The following is a 14,765-nucleotide window of genomic DNA, read 5'->3' as shown; positions in this document are numbered from 1 at the left end:
GCGGCGTTGGAGGCGGCCGGCCGAGTTCTCCTCGGAGTGGGTGGCGATCCGCTGGGACCTGGAACACGGGGTCCCGGCCGGACTGGGCAATGCGCCGCCCCGGAGAGAGCATGGAGGTGCCGGTCGGGGCAGGCGTGGTACCCGGGTGTGGCCGGAGGTCGGCGGCGGCGTCGGCCGGTGGCGGAGGAGCTGGGATGACAGCTGAATCCGAATCGTACGAGCCCGACGGCGGCGGGTACGGCCCGCAGCCGCCCCGGCCGACCGGCCTGCTGGACGTGCTGAGCGTGGCCGCGGTGGTCGTCGACGCCGCCGGGCGCATCGTGTTCTGGACCCCGCAGGCCGAGGAGCTGTTCGGCTACACCTCCGAGGAGGCGCTCGGCACGTACGCGGCGCGGCTGTTCATCCACCCCGAGCACCTGCCGGCGGTGGCGAAGCTGTTCGCCGACGTGCTGGAGACGGGCCGGAGCTGGGCCGGCGCCTTCCCGGTGCGGCACAAGGACGGCAGCACCCGGGTGACGGAGTTCCGCAACATGCGGCTGCTGGACGATCTCGGCGACGTCTACGCGCTGGGCATCGCGGCCGACCACTCCCTGCTCAAGCGGGTCGAGACCGATCTGGCGCTGTGCGAGCGGCTGATCAACCAGTCCCCGATCGGCATCGCCCTCCTCGACCCCGACCTGCACTATCTGCTGGTCAACCCGGCACTGGAGCGCATCGACGCCACCCCGGCCGAGGACCACATCGGCCGTCGGCTGCGGGAGACCCTGCCGCTGCCCGACATCGACACCATCGAGTCCTGCCTGCGTCAGGTGCTCACCACCGGTACCCCGCTGCTGGACCAGTACCACGTGGGCCGACCGCCGGCCGACCCCGACCACGAGCACGCCTGGTCGCTGTCCTTCTACCGGCTGGACGACCCCGGCGGGCGGGTCCTGGGCGCGGCCATCTCGTTCGTCGACGTCACCGAACGGCACCGCGCGGCGGCCGAGGCCGACCGGGCCCGGCGTCGCCTCGCCCTCGTCGCCGACGCCTCCACCCGTGTCGGCACCACGCTGGAGGTGGAGCAGACGGCCCGCGAACTGGCCGAGATCGCCGCCCCCGAGCTGGCCGACGTGGTCGCCGTGGACGTCCTGGACTCGGCCCTGGCCTGCCGTCGGATGCGCCGGCCCGACAACGGCCCCGAGCTGTTCCGCGCCCTCGCCCTCAAGGCGGCCTACCCCAGCGTGGCCCTGCGCGCCGCCGACCCGCCCGGTGACCTCGCCGCCTATGACGGCGACCGCCTGGTCACCCTGTGCGTGCACACCGCCCGGCCGGTGCTGGTGCGCCATGTCGGCGAGCACGATCTGCGGCGTATCGCCCGGGACGACGAGGCCACCTCGCTGCTGGCGCGGGCCGGTGTCCACTCGTATCTCGCGGTGCCGTTGATCGCCCACGGCGAGGTGCTCGGCGCCCTCGACCTCAAGCGCACCCGCAACCCGGTGCCGTTCGACGAGGACGACGTGGTCCTGGCGAGCGAGCTGGCCAGCCGGGCCGCCGTGGCCATCGACAACGCCCGCTGGTTCCAGAGCGTGCGCAACACCGCCCTCACCCTGCAGCGCAGCCTGCTGCCCGACCATCCCCCGCACCACACCGGTCTGGAGCTCGCCTCCCGCTATCAGCCCGCCCAGGCCACCAGCGAGGTCGGCGGCGACTGGTACGACGTCCTCCCGCTGGCCGACGACAGGACCGCCCTCGTCGTCGGCGACGTCATGGGCAACGGCATCGACGCCGCCGCCACCATGGGCCGGCTGCGCACCGCCACCTGCGCCTACGCGGACCTCGACCTCGAACCCGGCTCCGTGCTCCAGCACCTGGACAAGATCACCTGCGATCTGGAGCACTACATCGTCACGTGCCTCTACGCCGCGTACGACCCCCGCACCGGGCGGTGCGACATCGCCAACGCCGGACACATGCCGCCCGCGCTGGCCCGCCCCGGGCGACCGCCCGAACTGCTCGAACTGCCCACCGGAGCCCCGCTCGGCGTCGGCGGCGTCCCCTTCGGGACCACCAGCGTCCGTCTCGACCCCGGCGACCTGCTGGTCCTCTACACCGACGGCCTGGTCGAGACCCGCCACCACCCCATCGACGACCGCCTGAACGTCCTCCTCGGCTTCCTCGACGAACCCCGCCGCCCCCTGGAGGAGACCTGCGACCTCCTGCTGTACGGCCTACGGCATCCCGACGACCACGACGATGTCGCGCTGCTCGTCGCGCGGGTTCTTTAGTTGCTCCCTCGCCGCGCCCGGCGCACCCTGTTCCTATGGGTGCTGACGACGGCCCCGGCCCTACGCTCATCAGCTCCGTCCAGCGCGCGTTCCGCCTGCTGGAAGCGGTGAGCGCGCACGAGAACGGCGCGCCGGCCAAGCAACTGGCCCGGGAGACGGGCCTGCCCCTGGCCACGGCGTACCACCTGCTGCGGACGCTGGTCCACGACGGATACGTGCGCAAGCTCGCCGACGGCGGGTTCATCCTGGGCGAGCGGCTCCAGACGCTGCACACCGCGGGCCGGACGCAGGCGCTGCTCAGCCGGATCCGCCCCACGCTCGCCGCGCTGCGGGACGAGCTGTCGGCCGCCACGTACCTCACCTTCTACGAGGAGGGGGAGATCCGGGTCGCCGAGATCGTCGACGGGCCGCGCACTCCCCGGGTCGATCTGTGGGTGGGGTTCGAGGACGCCGGGCACGCCACGGCGCTGGGCAAGTCGGTGCTGCGCGAGCTGGACGAGGAGGCGCGCAAGGACTACCTCTCCCGGCACACGCTCGCCGACCTCACGCCCAGGACGATCACCGACACCCCGGAGCTGCTGCGGCGGCTCGCCTCCTCGCCCCTGGCCCCGGCCGTCACGGACCTGGAGGAGTACGCCCTCGGTACGGTCTGTGTCGCGGTGCCCGTCTACAGCGGGACCACGCTCGGCTCGCTCGGCGTCTCGCTGCGGGCCGACCGGCTCTCCCGGCTGGAGGAGGTCACGGCGCGGCTGCTCCCGACCGCGGGCCGCGTGACCAGGGGGCTGTCGCTCACCACGTGACCAGAGGGCTGTCGCTCACTATCTGAAAATCAGTGCCTTGTCCCGCCCCGGGTCGAACCCGTTTCCTAGACGAAACGGACATTTCCATGGGTTCGTGCGCCCCCACCCCGGGTGCAGGCTCCCCCGCACAGGTGAGGACAGCGGACGAGACATGAGCCAGGCCCCACACCATGGTCACGATCACTGGCCGAGGCGACTGGTCGCCGCTCTGCCCCTACTGCCCCTGCTGCCCCTTCTGATCGTCTCCGCCGTCGTGCTCGTGGACCTCATCGGCGGCTCCGGGATGACCTGGCTGCCCCTGCTCGCCACGGGACCGGCACTCGCCGCGACGACGAACGGACCGCGCGGGGTCCTCTGTGTGGGGCTGCTCGGCGCCACCGTGGGCGCGGTCCTCGGCGTCCGCGACGACGCTCCCAGCGACGAGCTGGCGGTCGTCCTGGCCGCGCTGCTGGCCGTCACCCTGGCGGCCTGCCTGGCCAGCACGCTGCGCGGGCGGCGCGAGCGGGTGCTGGCGGCGGTCCGCTCCGTCGCCGAGGCCGCTCAGCACGCGCTGCTGCAGCCCATACCGGCGACGGTCGGTCCGTTCCGGGTGGCCGTGCGCTACAGCGCCGCCGCGGCGGAGGCCCGGATCGGCGGCGACCTCTACGCGCTCGTGTCGACGCCGTACGGGGTCCGGATGATCGTCGGCGACGTGCGCGGCAAGGGGCTGCCCGCCGTGGGGTTGGCCGCCCTTGTCGTCGGGGTCTTCCGTGAGGCCGCCTACGACGAGCCCGACCTCCTCGCCGTCGTCGCGCGGATCGAGCGGAGCCTGGCGCGCAACCTGGGCAGCAGCGACGACTTCGTCACCGCCGTGGTGGCGGGCTACCCCCGGGACGGGCACCTGGAAGTGGTCAACTGCGGCCACGCGCCGCCGCTGCTGGTGCGCGACTCCGCCGTCGTCCCGGTGGACCCGGAGCGTCCGGCCCCGCCCCTCGGGCTGCGCACCCTCTCGGGCGAGACGCCCGCACTCCAGGTGCTGCCCTTCGCCGACGGCGACCAGCTGCTGCTGTACACCGACGGCGTCACCGAGGCCCGCAACCACGCCCGCGAGTTCTACCCGCTCGCCGAGAGCCTGGCCCGGCACACGTCCGACGAGCCATCCCGCACGGTCACCGCCCTGCACGACGAACTGCTCGCCCACGTGGGCGGCCGTCTCCACGACGACGCGGCCCTGCTCCTGCTGCACAAGCCGACGGCTCCCGTCACCCACAGCGACCGCGGGAACCAGTCACCTGCCGCCACCCTGCCCACCTCCACCCAACGGTGTTAAAACAGAGGCATGGCCGGATTCCTCGGCCGCCTGCGCTCGCTGTTGAGCGCGCGTACCGTCGCCCGGCAGGTATTCGTCCTGCAGGCGGCGATCGTCGCGCTCCTCGTCGTCGCCGCGGTGGTGGCCCTCGTGCTGCAGGTCCGCACCGACACCGAGCGGGAGGCCCGCAACCGGTCCCTCGCCGTGGCCGAGGTGTTCGCGAACGCGCCGGGCGTGGTCGAGGCGCTGGCTGATCCGGATCCGCCCGCGCTGCTCCAGCCGCGCGCCGAGGCTGCTCGCCGGGCGACCGAGGTGGACTTCATCGTCGTGATGAGCAGGGACGGGATCCGCTACACCCACCCCAACCCGGACCAGATCGGCAAGCGCTTCGTCGGCACCATCGCCCCGGCAGCGGCGGGCGGGATCGTGCGGGAGACGTACACCGGAACCCTCGGTCCCTCTGTACGGGCCGTGGTCCCCGTGACCGACGGTGACGGCGACGTCGTGGGGCTGGTGGCGGCCGGGGTGACGCTGGCCAGCGTGGGCGGGGTCGTGGACAACCAGCTGCCGATGCTGCTCGGCGCGGCGGCGGCCGCGCTCGCCCTCGCCACCGCCGGGACCGCGCTGGTCAGCCGGCGGCTGCTGCGGCAGACGCACGGGCTGGGGCCCGTCGAGATGACCCGGATGTACGAGCATCACGACGCGGTCCTGCACGCCGTGCGGGAGGGTGTGCTGATCCTGGACGGCAAGCGGCGCCTGGCGCTGGCGAACGACGAGGCGCGCCGGCTGCTCGGGCTGGCCGCGGACGCGGAGGGGCGGCCCTGTTTCGCCCTGGGCATCGGGCGCGACCTCGCCGGGCTGTTCACCTCCGGCCGGGACGCCACCGACGAGGTGCACCTGGCGCAGGGCCGGCTGCTGGCGGTCAGCCAGCGCTCCACCGACCGGGACGGCGGGCCGCCGGGCAGCGTGGCGACGCTGCGGGACACCACCGAGCTGCGGACGATGACCGGCAGGGCGGACGTGGCGCAGGAGCGGCTGAAGCTGCTGTACGACGCGGGACTGGAGATCGGCACCACCCTCGATGTCACGCGTACTTCACAGGAGCTGTCCGACTTCGCGGTGCCGCGGTTCGCCGACTTCGTCTCCGTCGATCTCGCGGATCCGGTGCTGCGCGGCGGGGAGCCGAAGCAGGGCCGCACCGACATGCGCCGGGTCGCGTTCCAGGGGGTGCGGGATGGCAGCCCGCTCTTCCCGATCGGGGAGCTGATCCACTTCGCTCCGGCCACCCCGCAGGCCTTCGGCTTCGGCACGGGCAGGACGGTGCTGGAGGCGGACATGCCCGCCTTCTCCGGCTGGCAGGAGCAGGATCCCGAGAACGCCAGAAGGATCGTCGACTTCGGCATCCACGCGATGCTCACGGTCCCGCTGCGCGCCCGCGGCGTGATCATGGGCATGGCCACCTTCTGGCGCGCGGACCGGTCCGAGCCCTTCGAGCAGGACGACGTCGCGGTGGCCGAGGAGCTGGTGGCCCGCGCCGCCGTCAGCATCGACAACGCCCGCCGCTTCACCCGCGAGCACACCCTGGCGGACACGCTCCAGCGCAGCCTGCTGCCCCGGGCCCTGCCGGAACTGAGCGCCCTCGACGTCGCCTACCGCTATCTCCCCGCGCACGCGGCGCAGGGCGGCGTCGGCGGGGACTGGTTCGACGTCATCCCGTTGCCGGGCGCGCGGGTGGCGCTGGTCGTCGGGGACGTCGTGGGACACGGCCTGCACGCGGCGGCCACGATGGGACGGCTACGTACGGCGGTCCACAACTTCTCCACCCTGGACCTCCCGCCCGACGAACTCCTCGGCCATCTGGACGAGTTGGTGGCCCGCATCGACCTGGACGAGGGCGACGACCGGAGCGCGCCGGTCACCGGGGCGACCTGCCTGTACGCCGTGTACGACCCGTCCTCCGGGCTGTGCACCCTCTCCCGTGCCGGTCATCTCGAACCGGCCCTTGTCCACCCCGACGGGGACGTCGAGTTCCCCGACGTCCCCGTCGGGCTGCCCTTGGGCCTGGGTGGCAGCCTGCCCTTCGAGACGGCCGAGCTGCGACTGCCCGAGGGCAGCGGTCTTGTCCTGTACACGGACGGGCTGGTCGAGCAGCAGGGGCGGGACATCGACGTAGGGCTGGGGCTGCTGCGCGAGGCGCTCGCCGCGACGCCGCCGACGCACGGCCGGACGCCGGAGGCCACCTGCAAGGCGGTGCTGGAGGCCCTGCTGCCCGAGCGGCCGCGCGACGACGTCGCCCTCGTCATCGCCCGGACGCGGATGCTCCCCGCCGACCGCATGGCGTCCTGGGACGTCCCGGACGACCCCGCCGCCGTGGCCCGGGTCCGGGCGGCGGCCACGCGGACGCTGGACGACTGGGGGCTGACGGAGGAGGCGTTCACGACCGAGCTGATCCTCAGCGAGCTGGTCACGAACTCCCTGCGCCACGCCACCGGCCCCATCCGCGTCCGTCTGATCCGCGACCGCGCCCTGATCTGCGAGGTCTCCGACGGCAGCAGCACCGCCCCGCACCTGCGCACCGCGGCCGCCACGGACGAGGGCGGCCGGGGGCTGTTCCTCGTCGCCCAGTTCGCCGAGCGCTGGGGCACGCGGTACTCGGCGAACGGCAAGGTGATCTGGACGGAACAGCCGCTGGCGGACCCGGCGGGCGGGCCGACCGGGCTGTAACGGCCGTAACGTGACGCACGACCTGAGCCGTGACGGCCGTAACGCGCGATACGGCGCGGTCGTCTCAGGTCTTGCGCGTACGCGGCTCCTTCTGCGCCAGCAGCTGTTCCCGCAGTGCCGTCAGCTGATGGGAGTGCTCCACCGCCCGGGTCTCGTCCAGGGTGGTGAGGGCGAGGACGAGGGCGTCGGCGACGACCAGGCCGGTCAGGGCCTCGTTGGTGTTGCCGGTCGGCGTGTGGGGCGCGGTGAGGACGGCGTCGACGCGGTCCTCGAAGACCTCCCCCAGCTCATCGGTGACGAAGACGATCCGGGCCCCGACCGCGCGCGCCCGCTCGACGACCACGTTGAGCTCGGCAAGGTGCCGCCCCGGCTGGAACACGACGACGGCATCGCCCTGCCCGAGCGTGAGCAGCGGGTCGGCGAGGGCGAAGCCGGTCTCCCCGACGAAGCGTGCCCGGCGTCCGATCCGGCCGAGGGCCAACGCGAGGTGCCGGGCGGCGAGTTCGCACGCGGCGACGCCGTAGCAGAACGCCTCACGGGCCTCGGCGAGCACCTCGACCGCCCGCTTGAGCTCGTCGGCACCGGTCAGCCGCCGGCACTGCTCGATGCGCTCCTGCGTCTCGTCGAAGACGTCGTTCCAGATGCCCTCCAGGTCCCGGCCCACATGCGCGATGCGCTGCTGGAGCCGCACCTCGGGGGCGAGTGCGGAGGTGAAGTCGGCGGCGAGTTCCCGCTTGAGCGCGGGCAGGCCGGCGTAGCCGAGGCGCTGGAGGGCGCGTACGACGGTGGCGTTGCTGGTGCCGCTGGCGGCGCCCAGCTCCTGGGCGCTGGCGAACATGACCTGCTCGGCGGGGGCGCTGGCGAGGTACTGGGCCACGGTGCGCTCCGAGGCGGACAGCTCGTCCCACATGTCACGGACGGCGGCCCGTAGCCGCGTGAGCCCCCCGGGTCCGGCGCTACCGGATTCTGGATTCTTCATTACAGGTATTGACTCTCACGTTTCGACCATTACGCTCTGAGCAACTCGTTCCAAGAAGATGAACTTTCGGAACGGATGTTACAGCACCGGTCACGGCACCGGCATGCCCCGAGGAGCCCCGCTGATGAAACAGAGCCTGCCGGTCATCGAGATCTCGGGGACCCCCCTGGAACGGGGACGACAGTACGGCGAGGCCGTGGCCCCCCGACTCGGGATCGCGCTCGGCTACTACACGGAGGCCTTCGGCGCGTCCTCGGGGCTGACCTGGAGCCAGGTGACCGCTCGGGCGGCCCGGTGGCTGAAACCGGTCCGCGAGTACGCCCCGCACCTGCTGGAGGAGATGCAGGGCATCGCGGACGGCGCCGGCCTCGACCTGCTCGACGTGCTCGCCCTGAACGCCCGCGGCGAGGTCATCTACGACGACTCCTTCGTCCGGATGGCCGCGCAGGAGGAGCCCGCCGAGGGCTGCACCTCCTTCGCCGCGTACGGGCCGGCGAGCGGCGACGGGCATGTGTGGGCCGGGCAGAACTGGGACTGGCGGGCCGGCGTCGCCGACACCGTCGTCATGCTCCGGATCGTCCAGCCGCCCAAGCCGACCCTGATCATGCAGGTGGAGGCCGGCCAGATCGGCCGCCAGGGCGCCAACTCGGCCGGGATCGCGCTCAACGCCAACGGTCTCGGCGGCCGGTTCGGCGAGGCCGTCGGCCTGCCGCAGACCGTCGTCCGGCGCAGCGTCCTCGACCAGACCTCCATCACCGACGCGCTGGACGTGCTGTGCCGCACCCGGGCGCACATCGCCAGCAACGCCCTCCTCACCTGCCGCGAGGGCTTCGCCATCGACCTGGAGACCACCCCGGCCGGCCACGGCTGGCTGTACCCCGACGACGGGCTCCTGGTGCACGGCAACCACTACCAGGCGGGCATCCCCGTCGCCCTGGCCGACGGCTACCGGCCGATCTCCGCCGACTCCCTGGTGCGCGTACCCCGCGCCGAGGCGGGTCTGCGGCGGCTGCGCGACTCCACCGGCGCCGACGAGTCCCGCAAGCTGATCAAGGACGCCATGTCGGACCACCTCGGCTTCCCGGAGTCGCTGTGCACCCATGCCGACCCCCGCAGGCCCGCGGTCCGGCACTGGACGACCCTCGTCTCCTCCTGCGTCGACCTCACCACCGGCGACTACCACGTGACCGCGGGCACCCCCTGCGACCGCGAGTACCAGCACGTTCCCTGGAACCTCTACGACGGCCCCCACGCCCCGAACTGACGGCCCGTCACCGAATGTGCCCGACACCCCCCGCTCCCGTTCTCCCTCCCCGCTCAGGAGCCCCAGCAATGAAGCTCAAGACCGTGACAACCGCCGCCGGTGTCGCCGGGACCATGGCTCTCCTCGCCGCGTGCAGCGGTGCCACCACCGGCGCCTCCGCGGGCGCCGGCAAGGCCGCCGGCGTCGCCGACCTCAGACTCACGCCCACCACCCCGCAGGCCGCGGGGCCCGTCGCCGCCGTCAACTGGCTGCTGGAGGACGAGCCCGACTCCCTGGACCTCGACACCCAGGGCGGCAGTGCGGGCCGCACCGTGCTGACCAACGTCTGCGAGCGCCTCTACCAGCTCCAGCCCGACATGTCCGTACAGCCCTTCCTCGCCCTTCAGGTGGCCCGCCCCGACGCGACCCATCTGGTCCTCACCCTCCGCGACGACGTCACCTTCCACGACGGCTCGAAGATGACGGCGGACGACGTCCTCTTCAGCCTCAAGCGGCACGCGGCACCGGAGATGGAGCAGTCGGACGAGTTCGGCAACGTCTCCGCGATGCGCAAGACCGGCGAGAACGAGGTCACGATCACCTTCAAGCAGCCCGACGCCCTGTTCACCAAGGCGCTGGCCGGTGACGCCGGGCTCGTCTACAACCGGGAGCAGGTCGAGAAGGCCGGCAAGGAGTTCGGCACGCCCGGTCAGGGCGACGCCTGTTCCGGGCCGTACGAGCTGTCCGGCTGGAAGTCCGGCGACTCGATCACGCTGACCCGCGCCGACTCCTACTGGGGCGAGAAGCCGCTCACCGGCAAGGTCGTCTTCCGCTGGGCCGACGACAGCGCGATGGTCAACGCCCTGGCCACCGGAGCCGCCGATGGCACCTACGCCGACAACATCGGCACCGCGGCCGCCCTGCGCGGCAAGAAGGGCCTCGACGAGTACTTCGGCCCCAGCACCTCCACCCTCGCGCTGATCCCGACCGAGCGCGGCGGCCTCGCCGACCCCGACATCCGCAAGGCGCTCTCCCTGGTCCTCGACCGCTCGGGCATCGCCAAGTCCGGCTACGGCGGCCTGATCGAGCCGTGGGCCACCCCGGTCGGCTCCGGCGCCTGGGGCTACGCGAAGGACGCCTTCGCCGCCGCCCAGAAGAAGCTGACGGGCGCCCCGGCCGGCCCCGGCCCGCAGGACCTCGCCCGGGCCAAGGAGCTGGTGAACACAGCCAAGAACGCACCCACCGAGCCGATCGTCATCGGCACCGACAGCAGCCAGGGCCGGATGGTCATCGCCAACGCCGTGCGTGCCGCGCTGACGCAGATCGGGCTCAAGGGCCAGATCAAGACCGTCCCGGCCGCCCAGTACGGCGAGTTCTACGGCGACAAGGAGGCACGCGCCGACATCGACGTCCTGGTGGCCGACTGGTACATCTCCAAGAGCGATCCGCTCGGCTTCTACGACAACGGCCTGTCGGACAGTTCCAACAACTGGGTCGGGTTCAAGAGTGCGGCGTACGACGCCAAGGTCGAGGAGGGCCTGCGTACGCTGGACGACGCCAAGCGCGCCGACATCGCGATCGAGGTGCAGCGGCGGTTCGCGGACGCGGCCGTGTGGATCCCCGTCGCACAGGTGCCGACCGCGCTCGTCATCGACGACAAGCTGACCGGTCCGCCCGCCTCGATGGCGTACCTCTACCACCCCTGGGCCGCGCAGCTCGGCGCGAAGAAGGGCTGAGCACCGATGTTCGCCTCGATCGGACGGCGGCTCGCGGGACTGCTGGCCACGCTGCTGGCCTCGTCCTTCGTCATCTTCGCCGCCGTCTACGCAGCTCCCGGCGACCCCGCCGTGTTCCTGGCGGGGGGCCGCGACAAGCTCACCCCGGAGCGGCTGGCGGCCGTGCGGGAGCAGTACCACCTCGACGAGCCGCTGGTCGTCCAGTACGGCCGCTGGCTGTGGGACTGCCTCCATCTCGACCTCGGCCGTTCCTTCCAGTACGGCGACCAGGTCTCCGACCTGCTGGCGTCCCGCTTCCCGACGACGCTCGCGCTGGTCGGCTACGCCACGGTCCTGTTCGTCGTGGCGGGTGTGGGCGCCGGAGTGCTGGCGGCCGTGCGGCGTGGCACCTGGGTGGACTCCGCCGTCGTCGGGACCACCACCCTCACCGCGTCCGTGCCGTCCTTCGTCGGCGGTATCGCGCTGGTCGCCTTCTTCGGGGTACGGCTCGGCTGGTTCCCGGTGACGGGCAGCGGCGAGGGCTTCGGCGGCACGCTCCACCACCTCACCCTGCCCGCCCTGGCCATGGCGCTCGGCGCGGTGGCCGTCATCGCCCGGGTCACCCGGCAGGCGATGGTCGAGGCGGGCTCGGCCGACCATGTGGAGGTGGCCCGCACGGCCGGGCTGCCGGAGCGTCAGATCATCCGCCGGCACGTCCTGCGCAACGCGCTCGGCCCGGTCGTCACCATGTGCGGCCTGGTCACCGCCGGGATGCTGGCCGGCACGGTGGCGATCGAGACGGTCTTCGGACTCAGCGGCATCGGCTCGCTGCTGGTCGGCGCGGTCAACAGCCATGACTTCCCGGTCGCCCAGGCGGTGCTGCTGCTGATGGTCGCCTGCTACATCGCCGTCACCACCCTCGTGGACCTCGTGCACCCGCTGCTCGACCCGCGTCTGAAGTCCGTGAGGAGCCCCGCATGACCGCCGCCGCCCCCGCCGATGTGCTGCTCCCGGCCCGCCGCAAGCGCGCACGCCGCCCGGTCCTCGTCATCACCGGTGCCGTCTTCCTCGTCCTGGTGGTCCTGGCCGCCGCGTTCGCCCCGCTGCTCGCGCCGTACACCCCCGACGCCATCGATCTGTCGGCGTCCCTGGTCGGCACGAGCGGCGACCACCTGCTCGGCACCGACTCCTCCGGACAGGACCTGCTCTCCCGGGTCCTGCACGGCGCCCGCACCAGCCTGATCGCCCCGCTCGCGCTGCTGGCCATCGCCGCGCTGCTCGGCGTGACCCTGGGCACGGTCGCCGCCTGGCGCGGCGGCTGGGTGGACACGCTGGTGTCCCGGGTGACCGACGTGATGTACGCCTTCCCGGGGCTGCTGTTCGTCGTGCTGATCATCGCCGTGTTCGGGGCGGGCATCACCACGTCCGTCCTGGGCCTCGGGCTGGCCTTCGCGCCGACGATCGCCAAGTACACCCGCAGCGTGGCGCTGGCCGAGCGGGCCAAGCCCTACGTCGACTCCTATCGGGTGCAGGGCATGGGCGGGCTGCGCATCTGCGTACGTCACCTGGTGCCCAACCTGGCCCGGTCGATCGTCGGGTACCTCGTCGTGCTGTTCGGCGAGGCCCTGATGAGCCTGGCCACCCTCAGCTATCTGGGGTTCGGCTCCCAACCACCCAGCTCGGACTGGGGGTTGATGGTCCAGGAGGGCCAGGCCGCCATCGTCCAGGGCGCCCTGCTGCCCGCGCTGGTGCCGGGCACCGCCATCGCCGCCGTCGTGGTGGCCTTCAACGTGGTCGGGGTCTGGGCCGCCGACCGGCTCGGCGCCAGGAGGTAAGCCGCGATGCTGCTCGACATCCAGAACCTGACCCTGGGCCTGCCGGGTGCGGCCCGGCCGCTGCTCGCCGACGTGAGTCTGCGCGTCGGCTCCGGAGAGACCGTCGGCCTCGTCGGCGAGTCCGGCTCGGGCAAGTCGACGACCGCGAAGGCGGTGCTGCGGCTGCTGCCCGAAGAGGCGTCGGTCGCGGGCCGCGTGCTGGTCGACGGCACCGACGTGCTCGCCCTGAGCGGGGCGGGGCTGCGTCAACACCGGGCCGGTACGGTCGCGATGGTCCACCAGGACCCGCGCTCCGCCCTCAACCCGGTCCGCAGGGTCGGCGACTTCCTCGTCGAACGCCTGGTCCGCGCCGGCGGCACGGTCGACCGGCGCACGGCACGTGCCAAGGCCGTCGAACTCCTCGGCACCGTGGGCCTGTCGGACCCCGAGCGGCGCTTCAGCCAACGGCCGCACGAGATGTCCGGCGGCATGCTCCAGCGCGTGGTCATCGCCGGCGCGCTCGCCGCCGAACCTCGGCTGCTGCTGGCCGACGAGTCCACCAGCGCGCTGGACGTCACCACGCAGGCGGAGATCCTCGCCCTGCTGCGCGCCCTGCGCGAGGAGCGGGACCTGGGGATGCTGTTCATCACCCACGACCTGCATCTGGCGGCAGCGTTCTGCGACCGGGTGTACGTCATGTACGCCGGCCGCGTGGTCGAACAGCAGGAGGCGGACCGCCTCTTCACCCACGCCCGGCACCCGTACACACGCGGCCTGCTCGCCTGCTCACCCGAACTCGGCGACACCGACCGCGCGTTGCGGCCGATCCCCGGCCGACCCCCGTCCCTGTCCGACGCGTTCACGGGCTGCCCGTTCGCGGCACGCTGCGAGCACGCCGAGCCGGAGTGCTCGATCTGGCTCCCGGAGCCCGTGCCGGTGCCGGGCGGTGGGACGGCCGCGTGCCGGAGACTCGCCGACCTGTCCGAGGCCTCGGAGGAACCCACCGAGCCGCCGCTCGCCACCGTCCCGTCGTCCCTGGTCAAGTCGTCCCCGGCCAAGAGGAGCACGCTGTGACCACGACCGAGAACCGGCCCGGGGCTCCCCTGCTCGTGGCCGACGGCCTGACCAAGACGTACCGCCTGCCGGGCGGCGACCGCCTCACCGCAGCCGACCGCGTCTCGTTCACCGTCCCGCGCGGCGGCTCGCTCGGCATCGTCGGCGAGTCCGGGTCGGGCAAGAGCACCGTCGCCCGCATGCTGGTCGGCCTGGTCCGCCCGGACGCCGGCACGGTCACGGTGGACGGGCGGGACCGCGCGGCGCGACCGCCGGCTCTCGCCAGGGGCCGGGCGGCGCACCGGCTGGCCCGTGCCCGCGAGATCCAGATGGTCTTCCAGGATCCGTACGTCTCCCTCGACCCCCGCCTGACCGCCCGCCTGTGCCTGCGCACCTCCCTGCGCCTGCACGGACGCGACGCCGACGACCAGAGGATCGCCGCCCTCCTGGACCAGGTGGGGCTCGGCACCCGGGAGGCGGACGCGCGCCCACACGAGCTGTCCGGCGGTCAGTGCCAGCGGCTGGCCATCGCCCGTGCCCTCGCCGTCGATCCACGCGTCCTCGTCCTGGACGAGGCGGTGGCCGCCCTGGACGTGTCGATCCAGGCGCAGATCCTCGGTCTTCTCGGCGAGATCCGCCAGGAGACGGGCGTGGCCCTGGTGTTCGTCAGCCATGACCTGGCCGTGGTCCGGCACATCACCGAGGAGACGGTGGTGATGCGCCGGGGCGGCGTGGTCGAGCAGGGCCCCACGGACCGGGTGCTCGACGCCCCCGAGGACCCGTACACCCGCCTCCTCCTGGCCTCCGTACCGCGCCGGGGATGGGATCCGGCCGACGCGGTACGGGCCAGGGCGGAGGCGGACGCCGCGTAGCCGCAGGGGG

Annotated in this window: 11 protein-coding genes; 10 read left to right on the top strand and 1 reads right to left on the bottom strand. The window is 72.9% G+C overall.

Features of this window, described 5'->3' with window-relative positions; translation table 11 throughout:
• Positions 1-194: 194 nt before the first annotated feature.
• From BLU79_RS39415 to BLU79_RS39400, 4 genes are all read left to right on the top strand, one after another.
• The gene (locus BLU79_RS39415) at positions 195-2,267 is read left to right on the top strand and encodes a SpoIIE family protein phosphatase (protein WP_093910841.1); all 2,073 of its coding nucleotides are present in this window, start codon (positions 195-197) and stop codon (positions 2,265-2,267) included.
• Positions 2,268-2,302: 35 nt separating this feature from the next.
• On the top strand, positions 2,303-3,067 hold the full coding sequence (locus BLU79_RS39410; protein ID WP_093910840.1) for an IclR family transcriptional regulator: 765 nt from the start codon (positions 2,303-2,305) through the stop codon (positions 3,065-3,067).
• Between the two features lie 151 nt (positions 3,068-3,218).
• Complete coding sequence (locus tag BLU79_RS39405) at positions 3,219-4,376, top strand: PP2C family protein-serine/threonine phosphatase (RefSeq protein WP_093910839.1); 1,158 nt, start codon at positions 3,219-3,221, stop codon at positions 4,374-4,376.
• Between the two features lie 9 nt (positions 4,377-4,385).
• Positions 4,386-7,079 (top strand): SpoIIE family protein phosphatase, encoded by a 2,694-nt coding sequence (locus BLU79_RS39400; protein WP_093910838.1) that lies wholly within the window; start codon positions 4,386-4,388, stop codon positions 7,077-7,079.
• 64 nt (positions 7,080-7,143) lie between these two features.
• On the opposite strand, the gene BLU79_RS39395 is transcribed toward BLU79_RS39400, so the two are convergent.
• The gene (locus BLU79_RS39395) at positions 7,144-8,058 is read right to left on the bottom strand and encodes a MurR/RpiR family transcriptional regulator (protein ID WP_093910837.1); all 915 of its coding nucleotides are present in this window, start codon (positions 8,056-8,058) and stop codon (positions 7,144-7,146) included.
• A 124-nt stretch (positions 8,059-8,182) separates the two neighbouring features.
• On the opposite strand from BLU79_RS39395, the gene BLU79_RS39390 reads away from it, so the two are divergent.
• From BLU79_RS39390 to BLU79_RS39365, 6 genes are all read left to right on the top strand, one after another.
• Entirely contained in the window at positions 8,183-9,322 is a 1,140-nt protein-coding gene (locus BLU79_RS39390) for a C45 family autoproteolytic acyltransferase/hydrolase (protein WP_093910836.1), read from the top strand.
• Positions 9,323-9,390: 68 nt separating this feature from the next.
• Entirely contained in the window at positions 9,391-11,037 is a 1,647-nt protein-coding gene (locus tag BLU79_RS39385; RefSeq protein ID WP_093910835.1) for an ABC transporter substrate-binding protein, read from the top strand.
• A 6-nt stretch (positions 11,038-11,043) separates the two neighbouring features.
• Positions 11,044-11,997 (top strand): ABC transporter permease, encoded by a 954-nt coding sequence (locus BLU79_RS39380; RefSeq protein WP_093910834.1) that lies wholly within the window; start codon positions 11,044-11,046, stop codon positions 11,995-11,997.
• Positions 11,994-12,851: an ABC transporter permease gene (locus BLU79_RS39375; RefSeq protein ID WP_093910833.1), complete on the top strand. Its 858-nt coding sequence runs from the start codon at positions 11,994-11,996 to the stop codon at positions 12,849-12,851. The genes BLU79_RS39380 and BLU79_RS39375 overlap by 4 nt, the downstream gene beginning before the upstream one ends.
• A gap of 6 nt (positions 12,852-12,857) precedes the next feature.
• Positions 12,858-13,904, top strand: a complete 1,047-nt coding sequence (locus BLU79_RS39370) for an ABC transporter ATP-binding protein (RefSeq protein WP_093910832.1) — start codon at positions 12,858-12,860, stop codon at positions 13,902-13,904.
• Positions 13,901-14,755, top strand: coding sequence for an ABC transporter ATP-binding protein (locus tag BLU79_RS39365; RefSeq protein ID WP_093910831.1), 855 nt, complete (start codon positions 13,901-13,903; stop codon positions 14,753-14,755). The genes BLU79_RS39370 and BLU79_RS39365 overlap by 4 nt, the downstream gene beginning before the upstream one ends.
• Positions 14,756-14,765: the final 10 nt, after the last annotated feature.

The sequence above is a fragment of the Streptomyces sp. cf386 genome, assembly GCF_900103585.1.
Taxonomy (GTDB): domain Bacteria; phylum Actinomycetota; class Actinomycetes; order Streptomycetales; family Streptomycetaceae; genus Streptomyces.
The sequence above is the reverse complement of the archived record's forward strand: the minus strand, read 5'-3'. Positions and strand labels throughout refer to the sequence as shown.